Origin of the sequence: Solitalea lacus (assembly GCF_022014595.1) — a bacterium.
Lineage (GTDB): Bacteria > Bacteroidota > Bacteroidia > Sphingobacteriales > Sphingobacteriaceae > Solitalea > Solitalea lacus.
Genome location: NZ_CP091740.1, coordinates 780,209 through 797,195, shown reverse-complemented (window position 1 = coordinate 797,195; position 16,987 = coordinate 780,209). Strand labels below are relative to the sequence as shown.

Genomic DNA, 16,987 nt, shown 5'->3' with positions numbered 1-16,987 from the left:
AATTGTCTATTCAAAATAATTCAGGGTTTTAAATCCTCCATCAGCCAGATACTTATCTTTCTTCATTAAATGAAGATCAGACAGTACCATATCAGTTACTAATCCCTGAAGATCGTATTTAGGCTTCCATCCTAATTTTTCGTTGGCTTTAGTTGGATCGCCTAATAACAAATCAACCTCCGTTGGGCGGTAATATTTAGGATCAACTTTTACTACAGTAGTACCTAAGTGCAAGTTTGAATTATCAATCCCAAGCTCTTTCAAGCGATCTTGATTTACATCGATAATTACTCCCTTCTCATTTTCATTTTTACCGCTGAATTCCAACTCAATTCCCAGCTCTGCAAATGCCAGTTTAACAAAGTCACGAACGCGAGTGGTTACACCGGTTGCAATTACATAATCTTCCGGTTGTTCTTGTTGTAAAATCAACCACATTGCCTCAACATAATCTTTAGCATGTCCCCAATCACGTTGTGCATCTAAGTTCCCTAAGTATAGCTTATCCTGCAATCCCAAGGCAATCTTGGCAGCTGCCCGGGTAATTTTACGAGTAACAAAAGTTTCCCCTCTAATCGGGCTTTCGTGATTAAACAAAATGCCATTACATGCGAACATCTTATAGGCTTCACGATAATTCACCGTAATCCAATAGCCATAAAGTTTGGCTACGGCATATGGTGAACGTGGATAAAACGGGGTAGTTTCACTTTGTGGAACAGCCTGTACCAAGCCATACAGTTCTGAAGTTGAAGCCTGGTAAACTCTTGTTTTTTCAGTTAATCCAAGCAAGCGAACAGCTTCCAAAATCCTTAATGTACCCAATCCATCCGCATTAGCAGTATACTCAGGGGTATCAAAACTTACCTTTACGTGGCTCATTGCTGCCAGATTGTAAATTTCGTCAGGTTGAGTTTCCTGAATTATACGAATAAGGTTGGTGGAGTCAGTCAGGTCGCTATAATGCAGTTTGAAATGCAAGTTCTCTTCATGCGGATCTTGGTACAAGTGATCAATACGATCTGTATTGAATAGCGAGCTTCGCCTCTTAAGACCATGAACGAAGTAGCCCTTTTTTAGCAAAAATTCCGCTAAGTAAGCTCCATCCTGTCCGGTTACCCCGGTAATTAAGGCTGTTTTCAATATGAAAAAAATTATAAATGAAATACGAGGCGTAAATTTTTACTCTTTACTCCTCGCAATAGATTATTGTTTACTTAAAAAATCTTTAAGCGCGTTGATGTTTGCTATTTGGTTAGAAACTGCAGCAGTTTTATCTGCAACTTGCAGTGATAACCAATCCAATTGATAAATAATGTGGAATAAGGTGTTTAGTGAATTATCTTTTACTAATAATTCCATCATTGAAGCATCAAACTTATTCAACAATTCTTTAACGAAAGCAAAACGCAAGTTAGTACGGTGATTATTGCGGCTGTTTAAGAAAATAAAGTTGGTTTCCGGCTTGTTGTAATAACTTTCAATCACATTATGATTAGCCTCCGGTAAAACATGAACAAAGGCTTCCAACTTAGCATTTTCTTGAATTTGCTGAGCAAAACGTGTTGCAACCCCTTCAAAGAATGTATCGGTAATGATTACAAACTTGCTTCTGATTGAAGGCTCAAAACGAGCTACAATTTCTGAAGTTTGCACAATGTAATCATCGCTATTTACTACAAACTCAGCAATTTTTTGAATATCGGCATTCTTATATTGACCTAATAAATCAAAAAACACTAAGAACAAATAAGTCAAAGGGCTACCCAAAGCCATACGAGGCTGAAGTCCTCCTTCTACATTATACACTAAATGACCATAATGTTCAGCCATTTTTTGCAATTCACCCCCACAGGTAATGACAATTATCTGACAACCTTTTTCTTGTGCAACTTTATATGCAGCAATAGTTTCTTCGGTATTACCAGAATATGAACAGAAAATTGCCAGTGTTTTCGAACCTACATAACGAGGTAAGTTATAATCATTAACCACTTCAACAGGCAGGTCAATTTTATCATTGAAATACCCTTTAACGATACGACCTGCAATTCCAGAACCACCCATACCGCAGATTATTATGTTAGATAATTTGCTTTTATCGATACCATGTGGTTTGTAATTATCAAGTGCGAATTTAATTTGCTTCGAAAACTGCTTTAATTCCTGGCTAATATGTTTCATGTGTATAATTGACTTTTAAAGGTTCTTATGCGGATACAATCGTTTTGTTCCCCTTCCTGTATCTATTACTTGACTATAAGTAAACTTCTTGTTGATTTAACAAATTATGCAAATAAGTACCATAACCACTTTTCTTTAATGGTTCAGCAATTTTATTTAGCTGCTCAGCATTGATAAAGCCCATTCGGTATGCCACCTCTTCAATGCAACCGATTTTTAAGCCCTGACGCTCTTCAATAACCTGTACAAATTGACCTGCTTGCATCAATGAGGCAAAAGTACCTGTATCAAGCCAAGCTGTTCCTCTATGGAGGGTTCTTACCTTAAGCTTACCCTTTTGCAGATATACATTATTTACATCTGTAATTTCGTACTCTCCACGCGCCGACGGTTTAATTTCATTTGCAATCTTTACAACTTCGTTATTGTAGAAATACAATCCAGGCACTGCAAAATTCGATTTAGGGTGTTTAGGCTTTTCCTCGATCGATATAACGTTATGATCAGCATCAAATTCAACCACTCCGTAACGCTCAGGATCAGAAACATGATAGGCAAATACAATTCCGCCATCCGGTTTATTACAAGTCTGGAGCAGCTCCGCTAATCCATCTGCAAAAAAGATATTATCTCCTAGGATTAGAGCCACGTCATCATCTCCAATAAACTCTTCCCCAATAACAAAAGCTTGTGCCAGGCCATTTGGCTGCTCCTGTACCTTATATGTGAACTTACAGCCTAATGATTCTCCGTTTCCAAGTAATCTTTCAAAATGAGGTAAATCATGTGGAGTAGAGATAATTAAGATTTCCTTTATACCTGCCAACATTAAAGTTGAAAGCGGATAATAAATCATAGGTTTGTCATAAACAGGCATTAACTGCTTGCTCATAGCCAAAGTAAGCGGGTGCAATCGAGTTCCTGAACCGCCTGCGAGAATAATTCCTTTCACGTACTGTAAGTTTACTTGATGTTAAATAATTACTTGTTCTATTTCAGTTAAGGACAGGCAATTTTCGCGGCGAATTTATGAAAATTTATTAAGAATGTGCTACATAGCAGCAACCTGCTCTTCCAATTCTTTAAACCACTGCTGGCCATACTTGCGAATCAGGGGATCTTTTAGAAATTGATAAACAGGGACCTTGAGAGCCTTGCCGTGTTCGCATGCTGCAGCACAAATATGCCACCGGTCGTAATTCAAAACCTCAAACTCTGGATACTTAGTAATCCTAATAGGGTATAAATGGCAAGAAATAGGCTTTTTAAATTCGATTATACCTTCACGATGAGCCTTCTCAATTCCGCAAAAGGCTATGCCATTTTCAAAAATGGTATAAGCACATTCTTTGTCTCCATCAACACAGGTTGTTGTATAATCATCCTCAAAGTCTTTTACATAAACACCATCCTTTTCAATGGCGGCAATTCCCTTTTCCGTCAGATAAGGCTTTACCTTTGGGTAGATTTCTTCCAAAATCTTCAACTCCTCCTCTTCTAAAGGGGCACCCGAATTCCCCATCACACAACATGCTCCTTTACAGCGGTTAAGATTACAAACAAATTCTTCCTTTATTAAATCTTCATGCACCAGGGAGTTCTCTACCAAAATCATCGTCTGAATATCTAATTATAATAAAACCCTTTAATCAACCTGTAAAAGTCAATTAAAGGGCAAAGTTACTTAAATATTTTATTGATGCCTGAAAATTACCGATATATAGAATGATAATGAATAATTTAGCGGCCTGCTCTATCTGTATCTGCAGTACCGGTGTAGCCTACAGGATATTTAAGATTTTTAAATCCAATTAGATCCAGACGAAGGGATCCGATTAAAATTTCAACCTCTGCACGAACAGGAACACGATTGGCATCATTAGTTACCCACAAATATATTTTACTATTCTTCCGAAATACGCGCCCCTCCGCTACGTCTGGAGAGAATTTCATGCATTCCACCTTTCCGAACGGTGTTTTTATATATTCATTTCCCAAATAAGTAATGGCAATTGGATAAGTTTGATCGTCAAGAAAAAAATCAATAGTAATCTTAGAGCCTTTTGAAAATTGATTCAAATCTAATGCACGCGCATAATAAAGTATGGAAAGTACATCAAGGGTATTATCACTAATAGGGAAAGAGCCTTTATTAGAATTGACTACTTTGTTTTTCCGGTCAAAACTTGCGTAGCTGTCTCTTTTGTAAGTACCTTCACGAACACTCTCAGTAAATAAAAAAGGCTTTAACGTTGCTGGATTTATATAAGAATCGTAACGATTACGCACCTTGGTTATTAATGCAACCGCACTTTTAGTTTCACCTTTAGCTATTAAACGAAAAGGCTTCACACTATTAAATTCTTTTGAGGATTCTTCTACCCTCATTACCCCTTCGGCACAATTCAAAAAACCATACTTAAACCTGTAATTAAGTTCTTCGCCTACCTGAAAAGGAGGAGGGATAAGGTCATACTTCCCCTGTGCCAGCAAAACATCTAAGGGTAATACAACAAGAGTTAAAATAAAAAGGATAAAATGCTTAGTTTTCATATTCCTGTTTTAAAGGCAGCATGCGGCAAGTTAAACGATTGTAAAGATTCTCGCAATGCTGCTATAAAATAAATTTACTCACCAAACGTACTAACCAAATTTAGTCTTTCCTTTTGTACAAGGGAACTGTCGAACAAGGTTCTCCGTACATAATGCTTTTAACTATCGGACGAAGTAATGCCGAAATTTCAACATAGGCCGAAACAGGAACCGGAATATCACCACAACCTTTCACTACAACACGTTGATCACGGTACTGTTCTAGATCAATTTTTGTTAATGCGTCTCTAAACAAGACGGTTTCTAACACCTCAAGGTTGCCAAACACTAAACGATTTACAAACGGCTCCAATTTTGTTGCCAACAACATATAGGCCCACGTAGGCACAATAGCATCAGCGGAACAGATGATTGCTACGTTCTTGCCTTCATATTGTGCCCAGTCATGATCTTTTACAAACTCTCTAAAATCCTTTTCCCTTAGTATTAACCCATGAAACAAGTTTTCTTTTATATCATATTCAATGCGTTCTCCATTATGATAATACGCCGAAAGATCAAAACTGATCAAACCACTGCTTGCAACTTTATTAACGATGTGTTCCTGTATTTCCATATGCTGAACTAAAGGTATATCTGATTTAAATTAAACTAATTACAAAAATAACTAAATCTGATCGATCTTGTTTTACTTCAATTCTAAAAAGCTAAAAAACAAAAAAAGCGTTCCGAATTGGAACGCTTTTTTATGTTGATGATTATTTATCCTAATAGAATTTTCCGCGGTTATCAACAATTTTAGCTTTGTCTTGTAAAGCCTCAAAAGTTCCGGCAGCAGAAGCTTGTTTTTGCATCATTTCTACCGAACGACGGAATGTTTTAATGTCAGCAATTGGAGTTGGATTGGTAAAGCTATCAACAACAAACGCATAAACTGATTTCTCGCCAACAACAGGTTTACCAATTTTACCGGCTTGAGAACCGAAAATCGATCCGTATAATTTCGGCTCCATTCCTGCTCCTTCAAGAACTGGATTTCCAAAGCTAACACCTTGTAATGGCTGAACAGGAGCTCCTAGCTTTTGAGCCACAGCATCAATTGAAGCTGCTCCCGCAATTGCACCTTTAACTTTTTCTGTTAATTTCTCAGCTTTTTTCTGTTGACGAACAGCAATCTCAATCTCTGATTTTACGTACTCTAAAGGCACATATCCTTTATTTCTGATTTGAATTAAGTGAGCAACAACATACTTATCGCCGGTTTCAAAAACATTCGAAACATCGTTTTGCTCAGCATTAAATGCCCAACGAGTAATCTCTCTTGATGACTCTAAACCTGGAATTTCTGAACCTGTTGCATTTAAGTTATCTGAAATGCGTTTAGCAAGTTTCGCTTTTTCGGCAGCCTCAGTAAAGCTCTTAGCCTCTTTAATTCCTGCAACAAAGCTATTTGCTTTAGCAAAAGCAGTTTGACGTGAGCTTTGACTCGGAGTGAAAACACGATCAACTACGGCAACTTGAACTGCTTTTGAAACGTTTTTCTGATCCTGAACTTCAATTAAGTGTGTTCCGAATTGAGTTTGAACAACCACTAAGTCACCTGGCTTTCCATTAAATGCAGCCTGTTCAAACTGAGGAACCATCATGTTACGACCAAAATAACCTAAATCGCCACCCTTAGCACCCGATCCTGGGTCATCAGAGTTGGCTTTAGCTAAATCAGCAAATGAAGCTTTACCACTTTGAACTAATTTTTTCAAGCTATCAGCTTTAGCTGCACCAGCTGGCGTTAAACCGCCTTTTTGTGCACCAATTAGAATATGACGAGCTTTTACCGAATCAGGCACATTTTTAACACCTAATAATTTGGCCACTTTATATGCACCGTTTTCAAAATAAGGTCCATATACAGTTCCTACTGCAGCATTAAATAACGCTGTATCTAATTTAGCGTCCAATTGTGCCTTTTTCATGAAAGTTAAAGGCATTTTGGTATCAGCGTTAGCCATATAAAACAATGAGTCCTGAGTAGAAGTTCTGAAGTCAGCAGCAACCTTGTCAATGTCTTTTTGAGCTGCCAATGAATCTTCTTTTGAAGGCACAACATCCATTACAACGTACTCAATTGTACGCTGATCTTGCTTTTGTTTGTATTTGTATTTGTTATCGTTGTAGTATTTCTCGATCTCGCTGTCTTCAACTTTAATTTCTGCATCAGGAACAGTTGAATAAGGCACTGCAACTAAACGAGCATTAGCCAATTTTGTATTAGCAGCATTAAGTTGAGTCAATTCTAATGAAGTAGCGTACATCGCACCACTCACCATGTTGATGTATTTCTGGATAGCACGGTTGCTTTGCAGGTTTTTCTCAAAATCTAACCATTGCTTCTTGGTAGCGCCGGTAGGATCGTTAGTTTCCATATTTTTAAGGAAAGTAACAACAGATTTTGGGTCAAACTCACCAGTCTGCGGGTTGGCAAAGATTCTGCGAATTTGAGGATCAGGATTTTTACCTTGGATTAGATCGAACAATTCTTCACCACCAACAGTAATTCCTGTTTTTTCAGTTTGCTTTTTGAAAACAATTTCCTGAACCATTTGATTCCAGGCTTGTTCTTGCGCATAGCCAGCCATTTGAGGAGGAACATTACCGCCCATTTGCTGCTTCATGGCTTCCATGTTTTGTTCAACCTTACCATTAAAATCTTGGTAAGAAACATCTTCACCAGCAATAACACCTACTTTATTGCGTCCATCTTGTAAAAAAGGACTTGAGGCTTTAAACATATCACTCACAATGAAGGCCACAATCGCGAGTCCGATAAACCCGATAATAATAAATCCTGCACGCTCGCGTAAGAAATTCATCAACATAATTCTTCTACTTTTATAGTTACGCTTTTAGTTTTTAGGTGCGCAAGATACAAATTTTTTTAATCTAGGAATTTTTTTTTGAAAGTAGTTACACGAATAGAAGAGTATTAGAATCAATGCTTTATTCAGCTATAAAAGCAACTAGGGGTAAAAATAGGATAGCAAATTAAGGCTGTTGCGGCACTGTTGGCTGCTTTAAATCAACCTCGCCGCTTAATTTTTTAAACTTGTATACACTTAGATCTTCAGGGGCTTCAAACCCGTATCCCTGAACAATCTTATCAGGAGATATAATTTTTACAAATTTATCAGAATAGATGATATGTTTATCCTCATCCCAAACCAACCTTTCGGAGGTAAGTTTATCTCCTTTACTATTGACCACCACAACACTATCACGCACTTCAATTTTACGCTCATTGGGCTGCCTTATTCCGTAACGGGCCGTTATAGTGCTTTCTACACGAGAGGTATTGGGAGCAAAGAATTCTACTTTCAACCCTTTGGGCATTTCGTCGTATGGTTTTTCTGTTTTGTATTGTAAAAGCAAAGGAGTAGTAAGTCGTGCCTTCACCTTGGCCGAGTCTGAGTAAATCATCTCCACACCCTTGCTGGTCTCGACTGATTTTTCCGTAATCTTTGCAGAAATAGCATTTACTTTGGCAAGATCATTCTCGCAAGCAGTAAATGCCATTCCGGCACCAATCATTACTATCAGCCTCGCTCTTTTCAATGAAGTATCCAGTTAAATTAGTCGAATTTACGCTTTATAAACCATCTGTCATTCAGCGTAAAGCCTAAATACAAATTAGCGTATTTTTCTTTAACCAATCCATTGGTAGTGGTACCACGAGTTCCTAACTGAATGCCCATATTCAGTTTTGAAGCCGTGTACAACAAACCTCCAAAATGTTGTTGAGATAATGGGAAACCCATACCTAAAGTAAGGTTCATCTCATTAATATCTTGTCCTCTTAAGTTAAGATAAGATTTATAGTAATTAAACCCGAAACGATAATCAACTCGTTTCATATAACTAGAAACCGAATAAACATCAGGTGTGTACTGAGCACCTAAACGCACCCCGTACATATTCTTAAAATTACGATTTTGACCATTCACAGCATATTGAGTCCACTGTTGGTAATCAAAATCAGCCCCAGCAAGCAGTTTATACCCTTTATTGAAAGTAAATCCAAGGCTATGTGTTGTCGGTAAAATGAAATCGCCTTTTATACCTTGAGAAGATGCAATCGTGTCAACAGAACTCGCATTTCCGTCTGATGAAGTTAAATAGCGATCAAAAACATAATCTTGTTTGGTATTCACCTTGGTTTTAAAAGATCCAGAGTAACCAATAGTCCAACGCTTTTCAGCACTCTGCACTAGCGTGTATTGTAAGCCATATTTCACTAAAAATCCACTTGCACTCGTACTTAATATAGTTCTGCTATTGTAGCTATATGCGTCATTAAGTTCGGTAGAAACGCTACGTTTAATAGTTCCGAACATATAACCCACGTTAATGCCTAAGGAAAGGTTTTTTACAATCTGTAAAGCTCCGCCCATATATACTTGTGAGTATCCGCCGTCACCACTTAATGCATTTTTACCGATTACGGTATCAACATTCTTAAAAGTAGTGTCACTACCCACTTTATACCCAGAGGTAGAAAAAGGAATTATCCCAATAGAACCTCCCATTTTGCGAGAAATCGGAAAGCCTATCGCAAAATGATCTAATGTATAGTCGTAATTATTTTGTTTAAGAGACGATGTGCTTAGCTGATTAATTCCACCATGCATACCTAAATCGATATTTGTCATTACCAATGCCGAATAAGAAGCAGGATTGGAGAGATTAATATTATCAGGAGTACGTAAACCTGCAGCTATGTTTCCCATTCCTTTTGACAAAGCAAATGTTTGTGGAACCAACGATCCAACTCCATAAGCCGAATAAGGAGAACTTGTTGTTGCCTGTGCAAAAACATTTGCACTGATAAATGTGAGTGAAATTAAGGTAAGTAACTTTGTAAATTTACGCATACTGATATTTTAATATGGCATTTAACCCGTACAACACCAAGTTAGGCTGCCAATTTACCTTGGGCGCAAAGATGCTATTTTTCAAACGACTGTCAAAAAATTTTGAATCGCCGCCACAAAGCACCACCGCAAGGTCCTCAAATTGCTTTTCGTATCTTGAAATAATGCCCTCCAGTTCGGCAATCAATCCATTTTGAACACCTGTAAGTATAGAGCTTTGGGTTGATGTACCGATCAAATTGTCGAACTCATTATCGAAACTAATTAACGGAAGTTTATCGGTAAAAGTATTCAATGCTGAAAAACGCATATTAAGCCCCGGAGAGATTCCTCCTCCCAGGTACTCATTCTTAGCAGTCAGCAATTCATAAGTAACGCAAGTCCCCCCATTGATTACCAGCACATTACTATTTTCATATAAACATTTTGCTCCACAAACAGCCGATAGTCTGTCAGTACCTAAAGTTGTAGGAGTATCATATTTATTTTTTATAGGAACAGGGGTTTGAGCACTTAATTGAGTAAAACTGGTGCTTTGGTTTAATAAACGAACAATTCCTTCATCATTAATAACTACCGATGAAAGAATTGAGTATTCCGGTTTATATTTTTCAATGAACTGCTGAATACTGTCAATTGGAGCATCTTCTATCGCCAGAAGCTCAATCAGCTTATCGTCTTCAAATGCAGCAATCTTAGTCCTAAAATTTCCGATATCAATTATCAGATTCATGAATAGTGCAAAAAGAAATAAAAAAGCAGAAAGTAAAACAACCGAAGTTAATTCACTTTCTGCTTTTATCGAAGATATTTTTTCGGATTATACTGTCTGTAAAATTGATTCGAACAATGACAAGCCATCTTGGTTTGACAAGATTGGGTCAGCAGCACGCTCAGGGTGCGGCATCATTCCAAATACATTACGATTTTTATTACAAACCCCCGCAATATTTTCCATTGCTCCATTAGGATTTGCCTCTGGAGTGATCAAGCCATTTTCATCACAATAACGGAACAATACTTGATCATTATCATTTATCATCTTCAAGGTCTCTGAATCAGCATAGTACTTTCCTTCACCATGGGCAATAGGAATTTTCAATGCTTTATCAAGCTCAACTTGTGAAGTAATTAATGAATTTTGTGTTTGAGCTTTTAAATAAACGTTTCTACCGATGAATTTGCGATTATCGTTATGTAACAAAACTCCAGGAAGTAGGTTGGCCTCAACTAATATTTGAAAACCATTGCAAATACCCATCAAATAGCCGCCTTTATTAGCAAACTCAATGATTTCTTTCATAATTGGCGAAAAGCGGGCAATAGCACCAGAACGTAAATAATCGCCGTATGAAAAACCACCAGGAAGCACTATAAAGTCGCATCCTTGTAAATCATGATCTTTATGCCAGAGGGTAACAACTTCCTGACCTAATACATTACCTAATAGATTAATGGCATCCTGATCACAATTGGAACCCGGGAAAACTACAACTCCAAATTTCATCTTGTATTTATTTTCAAAGCGCAAAGTTAGCAAATCTTATTGTAGTTCACCAGTTCAATTCGTTTTTAATTGTTTTATAAGAGTTTATGCTGAAGTATTATTCATCCTGCACTTAAATCCCTTAAAATAATTGAAAATAGAAAATAGAGATGATTAACAAAGCAAATACCCATTCATAAAACCAACGTACTTTGGCCGAAATAAAATAGAAGGTCATGAAAGTTGCAGCTGGGGCCGCTGCCAACAAAAGGTGGTTGATGCTTCTGTCAGGAATAAGAAAATAGGATGCAACAATAAGCACCATCAAAAAGCTCAGACACTGCAATGATTTACGTACCTGCACCACATTTTTAAAAAACATCACTCTTACCTGATTCAGTGACAACAATAGCACAATTACAATTGGCACTAAAGCAAAATAATCGCTTTTTTCTATTGCAAGCTCTTGAGGTAATACAAATTTAAATGGTAGCCAAAGGTGGTAAAAGTCGTTAAAGTCGTCATTCCAAAAATACCAGGTACCAAGTAATATATATGGAATAATAAGCCCAATTAAACCTGTAAACCATTCGCGCCATGAAAATGCCTTAAATACCAGCAAACTATACCAAACAATAGGAAAAATAAATAAAAAAGGAAAATACAGCAAAGAACCCAAACCTATAATAAATCCCATGTCGAAGACGCTTTGCAAAGTTGACTGGGTTCTATACAAAGAAAAAATCTTATCAAGAATCCAAAGCAAGAAGAAATTACAGAAAACTATGGGAGAAAAGGTCAGAAACTCTGTAAACATACTGCATACCACCACATACATCAATTCAGGCAAAAAGGTGGTTTTATTGAAAAAGTTATGGCGGGTAATAATTCTACCAAAAATAACAGCCTGAATAAAGACAACTACAGAAGTTATTAATATATTATTTACAGGGTTTGACAAAAAGTTAAACTGAAAGAAAACCAACAGTTTAACAAATGGTTGATAAACAATTAGGCCTTTGTATAAACCCGGATTTAGCAGTACTGCCAATCGCAACAATAAAATAACGGCTGCCAGTAAAAAAAAATTAAAAGTTTGGGCTCGGCGAAAAACGTTAATAACCATCTGAGGAAATAGAAATCTAATTGGCGCAATAATCCGTATTTTGGTTTAAAAAATGAAACCTTACTATCGTTTATTTATACAACCATATGGAAATCGATTTTTTTTGTCGCTTATACGACAACCCTTTGAGCGTACGTGGCCATTAAATGCTCTATAATTTGTGCTGTTTCATCAGGATAATTTACCGGAATATTTTTACCGTGATATACCCATTCCGTAACATTTTTAACAAACTCTTTATCAATTTTAGTCAATACCGGCACCCCAATCAACCGCAAGGCCTCTGCATTGCATTGCTGCTCCCACTGATTAGCCATAGGGACTGAAAGCACTTTTTTCCCTAAAAACAATGCCTCTGCCGGACCTTCAAATCCACCACCAGTAAGCAAACCTTCACAACCTGCCAAACTTTGATTGAAGTCTTCGTTATTAACCGGTTTAATTGAAACATTCTCTACCGAATAGCTTTTTGTAGTGTGCTTAGAGAAAATTTCCCATTTGATATCTTTTATTTGTTTCAAATGCTCAATAAGGGTACTATCAGCATAGGCTGGCAGGTATACTGTATAATGACCCAAGTTTCGGGGCTCAAGTGCCCTGATCTCTCCCCGTATTACCGGAGTATTTATAAAGCTATCGTATCGTTCAAAGTGAAATGCTACAGATTCTTGTACTGGAGCGTAATATTTGAGAACCAGCTCTTCCCAATGCGGAAAAACATGTTTAGGACGGGGAGTTTTTTCTGACAAAAATGCTGATTGATGACTCAACCCCACCATTGGCAATTTACGCAGTTTACATGCCCAGGCAGTAACCGGTTCAAAATCATTAATGATTAAATCATATTGCTCAAGAGGCATAGTCCTGATATCCTTTTGCAACTGATTTAGATTCATTATTTTATATGTCTTCCAATGATCAACACCTCCTTTTTTCCCAAACACAAAACTGAATCCGTGAAGTTTATATTGAACAGGTTGACTTAAGTTAATATCGGCTTGAGTACCGCTTATTAACAAATCGAGCGAACCAAAATTTTGCAAATGAGGTATAATCTCTTTGGCCCGGCTAACGTGCCCATTTCCGGTTCCTTGTATAGCGTAAAGTATCTTCAATGTTTGCTAGTTGGTAAATGAATTATAAAAAACAGAAATTTTTTAACTCAGTCTTTAACCATAAAGGATTGATACAACAAATTTATATCAATTTTAGCATTCAAATCTTCATTTTCTTCACTTGCAATTTCATTCTCCATATATTCAAACTCTTCCGCCGAATATTGAAACAACTCCCACTGCCCGTTTTTATATTCCAGTGCGGTTAAGCTCTCAACCCAGTCACCAGAGTTAAGATATTCCACCTTACCTTGTCCTGTTGTTATTGTTTTAATTTCAGGTTGATGAATATGTCCACAAATAACGTAATCATACCCTTTATCAATAGCTATTTCGGCGGCCGACATTTCAAAATCATTCATAAACTTAACCGCATTTTTTACGCTGCTTTTTATCTTCTTGGAAAAGCTCATCTTTTCCTTCCCTACAGCTTGCAACAGGTAATTAACAAACGTATTAAGTAAAATCAATGAATCGTAACCGATGGCACCCAATTTTGCCAGCCATTTGGAATGCTGCATGGTAATATCAAAAATATCGCCATGAAAAATCCAGGCACGCTTACCGTCAACAGGTAAAACTACTTTATTGGCAAGCCTGAAGGTTCCCATTTCAAAATCGGCAAATTTGCGCAGCATTTCGTCATGATTACCCGTAAGATAATAAACATCAACTCCCTGACTTACAAATTTCATAATCTTACGCATTACTTTCATGTGCGACTCGGGCCAATACGATTTGCTGAATTGCCAGATATCGATGATATCCCCATTTAAAACTAAAGTTTTGGGCTTTATACTTTTGAGGTACTTTAAAAGTTCTTTTGCATGACAGCCAAAAGTTCCGAGGTGCACATCGGAAATAACAACAATCTCAACTTCGCGCTTAGGCATCTTAGTTTTTACAAATTGGATAATAAACGCCGGAATTTGAGAAAGCAGGAAACATTTCTCAGCGGACAGACCTCAATCTTCTTCATCTTCAACATTGAAATCAAAAGGACTGAAATAGTATGCGCCTACAATGAAAAGACCAAAACCGACAATGAGTAAATAATTGAGCTCCATTTAATAATACTTATGGTTCAATTTGTTACGCAAATATCGTTCCGTCAAGTTACCGGCACATTTACTTCATGTTAATTTATTATAAACTAACACATTGATAATTTCCGTTCGATGCGTTCCAATTGTTCTAAGTGATGATTGGAGTGAATGAGCATAAATTGTATCCACTGATTGGCATTAAGATAACCTAATCGAGGATGCTCGATTCGTTGATTTTCTTCAGACTGCAAAATGTCCGAAATATTCAGGGCACTTACCCTTGAGTTCACTTTGGAAATTAGCTCTTTTGCCTCTGATTTATGAATATTTTGCACGCGTGACTTTACTGATTCAGGAGACTCATACTTGCCTGGCGGAAAATGCCCCAAGGCAAATAACTTTTCACCAAACTCATTCAAACCATCAGTATCGGTGGCACCATGCCCTTCAACGCAAAGCTCAAGAGCCTTTAAGTTCATTAAACCTGTAACAAAAATATGGCTGTACACTTCCCCTAACGACCATGCATTTGGCTCAGGGTGAAGTAGAAAGACCTCATCGGAATAATGATCAAGCCTGCTTTCGTATTCTTGTAAAGCTTGTTTCAACTGAGTTATAATTTCAAGCACATTCATACTCCTAGTTACAAAATTTGCAGCAGTTCGTCAAGAGATTTTATCTCATGATTTATTTTTACATTATGTTTTTCTTCCCTGGGATTAAAGAAAACACAATCCATACCTACATTAATTGCGCCCATGATATCCGCCTCAATGCTGTCTCCTATCATCATGCTTTCTGCAGCATTGGTTCCGGCCAATTGCATAGCATAATGAAATATAGCCGGATCGGGTTTATTAACTCCAATTTTTTCAGAAATATTGATATTATCGAAATACTTACCAATTCCTGTTGTCTCCACCTTAATCAACGTACTTTCATAAAATCCGTTGGAAATTAGGTGTAATTTGTATTTCGATTGTAGATAACTTAATGTGTCATGTGCCTTTGGAAAAAGATTAGTTTTAGTAGGACAAATGCGAACATAATCTGTTTCAAAACTCGTCGGAATCAATTCTTTATCTATACCAAACTCACGAAAAGTTTTGTTAAAACGCTCATGCCGCAAATGTTCTTTACTGATTAAGCCTTTATGATATTGGGCCCAAAGCTGATGATTATTTTCGGTGTAAGTTTCAATAAATAGATCAACAGAATTAATTCCAAGAGAAACCAGATTGTAGCTTACGAATAAATCTCGAAGTGTCTCCTCGGCATTTTTGTCAAAATCCCAAATGGTATGATCAAGGTCAAAAAAAAGATGGCGATAAGTTTTCATTGTAAACACAAAGGTAATAAGTTTGACACGTTGCCAATTGATGCTATAGATCTTATCTAACCGTGAAAACCCTGGTTCTTTTTAATAGATAATATGATAAAGTTTAGTTTATGATTTCATCTAAATCCATTCAGAAAAACACCATTAATCACTTAATTAAAAGACATTTATCCATGATCAATATTTTAAAATGACTGAGAAAAATGTATATTGTAAGACAGGATGACTTATACAGCTGTTTTGAACAAAGCTTGTTTCACTTTAAAAAGTTTTCATCATGTCAGCACCCGAAACTCTACCTAAACCCACTTCTTGGACGGCTAATGTCCCCCTGATAAAACCTGGCCGTTACTCTGACGGCTTGCCATTTAACGAGCCTAACTATCTTTCATTTAAATTAATACTAAAGCCTAATCATTTTGTATCTCGGAGCAGCTTTTTTGATTTTGCCAAAATAATAAAACGCCCGACTGTTAATGGAGGCATCACCTTTACTACCAATGGCTTTATTAATGAGCCTGTACAAATACGGGAGGTGCTCTTTGTGGATACACGTGATTTTAGACTTTACAACAATGGCTTTATACTACGCAGGCGAATCCGCTATCAGGATGGATTCCCGGTAGGAGATCCTGAAGTAGTCTTTAAATTCAGGCATCCGGATATTCAAAAAGTAGCAGAAACTGATGTCAGGCCACACATTTATGGCGATTATAAAATAAAATTCAAATGCCAGGCATTGCCGCTTAAAGATCAGCTTGGAGGCATCAGGCTGCTATACTCACACAATGTTCAGTTTCCGCGCTCTCATATTCGTGAAAACGATATACTTTCATTTGATGTCATCTCACAAATTTTCCCTGCCCTGGCTAATCTTAGAAAAAGTGCTGGAGAGAGGATTGAATTGGTTAATGAAACCATTATTGAAGAAGTCCTGCAGGATATTGGAACTTTTGATTTTGGCTCAGGTTTATTAGCTAAAGCAAACGTGGCTATTTGGCGTACACGCGGCGATCACCGACCACTTATTGGGGAGTTTGCTTACCAATTAAAATTCAATGATCGGAAGGAGTTGAAACTTGATGCTATGAGGCGAGCAGAAGCCCATTTTTTATCGCTTCAATATACCGTTAAAAATTGGCTGGCATTAAATGCTACCAAAACCGGTATTGTATATCGTCTGCTGGGCAATGCTCCTCAAACCTATGAATAA

General features: G+C 37.2%; 17 protein-coding genes. 1 reads left to right on the top strand and 16 read right to left on the bottom strand.

Features of this window, described 5'->3' with window-relative positions:
* Positions 1–6: 6 nt before the first annotated feature.
* The 16 genes from gmd to L2B55_RS03325 all read right to left on the bottom strand — a co-directional run bounded on the left by gmd (position 7) and on the right by L2B55_RS03325 (position 15,774).
* Complete coding sequence (gmd, locus tag L2B55_RS03400) at positions 7–1,143, bottom strand: GDP-mannose 4,6-dehydratase (RefSeq protein ID WP_237848889.1); 1,137 nt, start codon at positions 1,141–1,143, stop codon at positions 7–9.
* A 63-nt stretch (positions 1,144–1,206) separates the two neighbouring features.
* Entirely contained in the window at positions 1,207–2,184 is a 978-nt protein-coding gene (locus L2B55_RS03395; protein WP_237848888.1) for a bifunctional phosphoglucose/phosphomannose isomerase, read from the bottom strand.
* Positions 2,185–2,257: 73 nt separating this feature from the next.
* Positions 2,258–3,136, bottom strand: a complete 879-nt coding sequence (gene rfbA, locus L2B55_RS03390; protein WP_237848887.1) for a glucose-1-phosphate thymidylyltransferase RfbA — start codon at positions 3,134–3,136, stop codon at positions 2,258–2,260.
* Positions 3,137–3,235: 99 nt separating this feature from the next.
* Positions 3,236–3,799: a DUF3109 family protein gene (locus tag L2B55_RS03385; protein ID WP_237848886.1), complete on the bottom strand. Its 564-nt coding sequence runs from the start codon at positions 3,797–3,799 to the stop codon at positions 3,236–3,238.
* Between the two features lie 125 nt (positions 3,800–3,924).
* Positions 3,925–4,737: a DUF3108 domain-containing protein gene (locus L2B55_RS03380; RefSeq protein WP_237848885.1), complete on the bottom strand. Its 813-nt coding sequence runs from the start codon at positions 4,735–4,737 to the stop codon at positions 3,925–3,927.
* Between the two features lie 100 nt (positions 4,738–4,837).
* Complete coding sequence (locus L2B55_RS03375; protein ID WP_237848884.1) at positions 4,838–5,353, bottom strand: DUF2480 family protein; 516 nt, start codon at positions 5,351–5,353, stop codon at positions 4,838–4,840.
* A 151-nt stretch (positions 5,354–5,504) separates the two neighbouring features.
* The gene (locus L2B55_RS03370) at positions 5,505–7,613 is read right to left on the bottom strand and encodes a peptidylprolyl isomerase (RefSeq protein ID WP_237848883.1); all 2,109 of its coding nucleotides are present in this window, start codon (positions 7,611–7,613) and stop codon (positions 5,505–5,507) included.
* A 166-nt stretch (positions 7,614–7,779) separates the two neighbouring features.
* A complete protein-coding gene (lptC, locus tag L2B55_RS03365; RefSeq protein ID WP_237848882.1) occupies positions 7,780–8,346 on the bottom strand; it encodes an LPS export ABC transporter periplasmic protein LptC in 567 nt (188 codons plus the stop codon).
* A gap of 17 nt (positions 8,347–8,363) precedes the next feature.
* Positions 8,364–9,662 carry a BamG family beta-barrel-assembly machinery protein gene (gene bamG, locus L2B55_RS03360; RefSeq protein ID WP_237848881.1) on the bottom strand — a complete coding sequence of 433 codons (1,299 nt, stop codon included), beginning with the start codon at positions 9,660–9,662 and terminating at the stop codon, positions 8,364–8,366.
* Positions 9,655–10,395 (bottom strand): type III pantothenate kinase, encoded by a 741-nt coding sequence (locus tag L2B55_RS03355; protein WP_237848880.1) that lies wholly within the window; start codon positions 10,393–10,395, stop codon positions 9,655–9,657. The genes bamG and L2B55_RS03355 overlap by 8 nt, the downstream gene beginning before the upstream one ends.
* Positions 10,396–10,482: 87 nt before the next feature.
* A complete protein-coding gene (gene purQ / locus L2B55_RS03350) occupies positions 10,483–11,169 on the bottom strand; it encodes a phosphoribosylformylglycinamidine synthase subunit PurQ (RefSeq protein WP_237848879.1) in 687 nt (228 codons plus the stop codon).
* Between the two features lie 121 nt (positions 11,170–11,290).
* Positions 11,291–12,274, bottom strand: a complete 984-nt coding sequence (locus L2B55_RS03345) for a DUF6427 family protein (RefSeq protein ID WP_237848878.1) — start codon at positions 12,272–12,274, stop codon at positions 11,291–11,293.
* 110 nt (positions 12,275–12,384) lie between these two features.
* Positions 12,385–13,389 carry a glycosyltransferase family protein gene (locus L2B55_RS03340; RefSeq protein WP_237848877.1) on the bottom strand — a complete coding sequence of 335 codons (1,005 nt, stop codon included), beginning with the start codon at positions 13,387–13,389 and terminating at the stop codon, positions 12,385–12,387.
* 47 nt (positions 13,390–13,436) lie between these two features.
* Positions 13,437–14,282, bottom strand: a complete 846-nt coding sequence (locus L2B55_RS03335) for a UDP-2,3-diacylglucosamine diphosphatase (RefSeq protein ID WP_237848876.1) — start codon at positions 14,280–14,282, stop codon at positions 13,437–13,439.
* Between the two features lie 260 nt (positions 14,283–14,542).
* Positions 14,543–15,070, bottom strand: a complete 528-nt coding sequence (locus L2B55_RS03330; protein WP_237848875.1) for a DinB family protein — start codon at positions 15,068–15,070, stop codon at positions 14,543–14,545.
* Positions 15,071–15,078: 8 nt separating this feature from the next.
* Positions 15,079–15,774: a YjjG family noncanonical pyrimidine nucleotidase gene (locus tag L2B55_RS03325; RefSeq protein WP_237848874.1), complete on the bottom strand. Its 696-nt coding sequence runs from the start codon at positions 15,772–15,774 to the stop codon at positions 15,079–15,081.
* Between the two features lie 277 nt (positions 15,775–16,051).
* Between L2B55_RS03325 and L2B55_RS03320 the strand changes: the two genes are divergently transcribed.
* Positions 16,052–16,987, top strand: coding sequence for a hypothetical protein (locus L2B55_RS03320; RefSeq protein WP_237848873.1), 936 nt, complete (start codon positions 16,052–16,054; stop codon positions 16,985–16,987).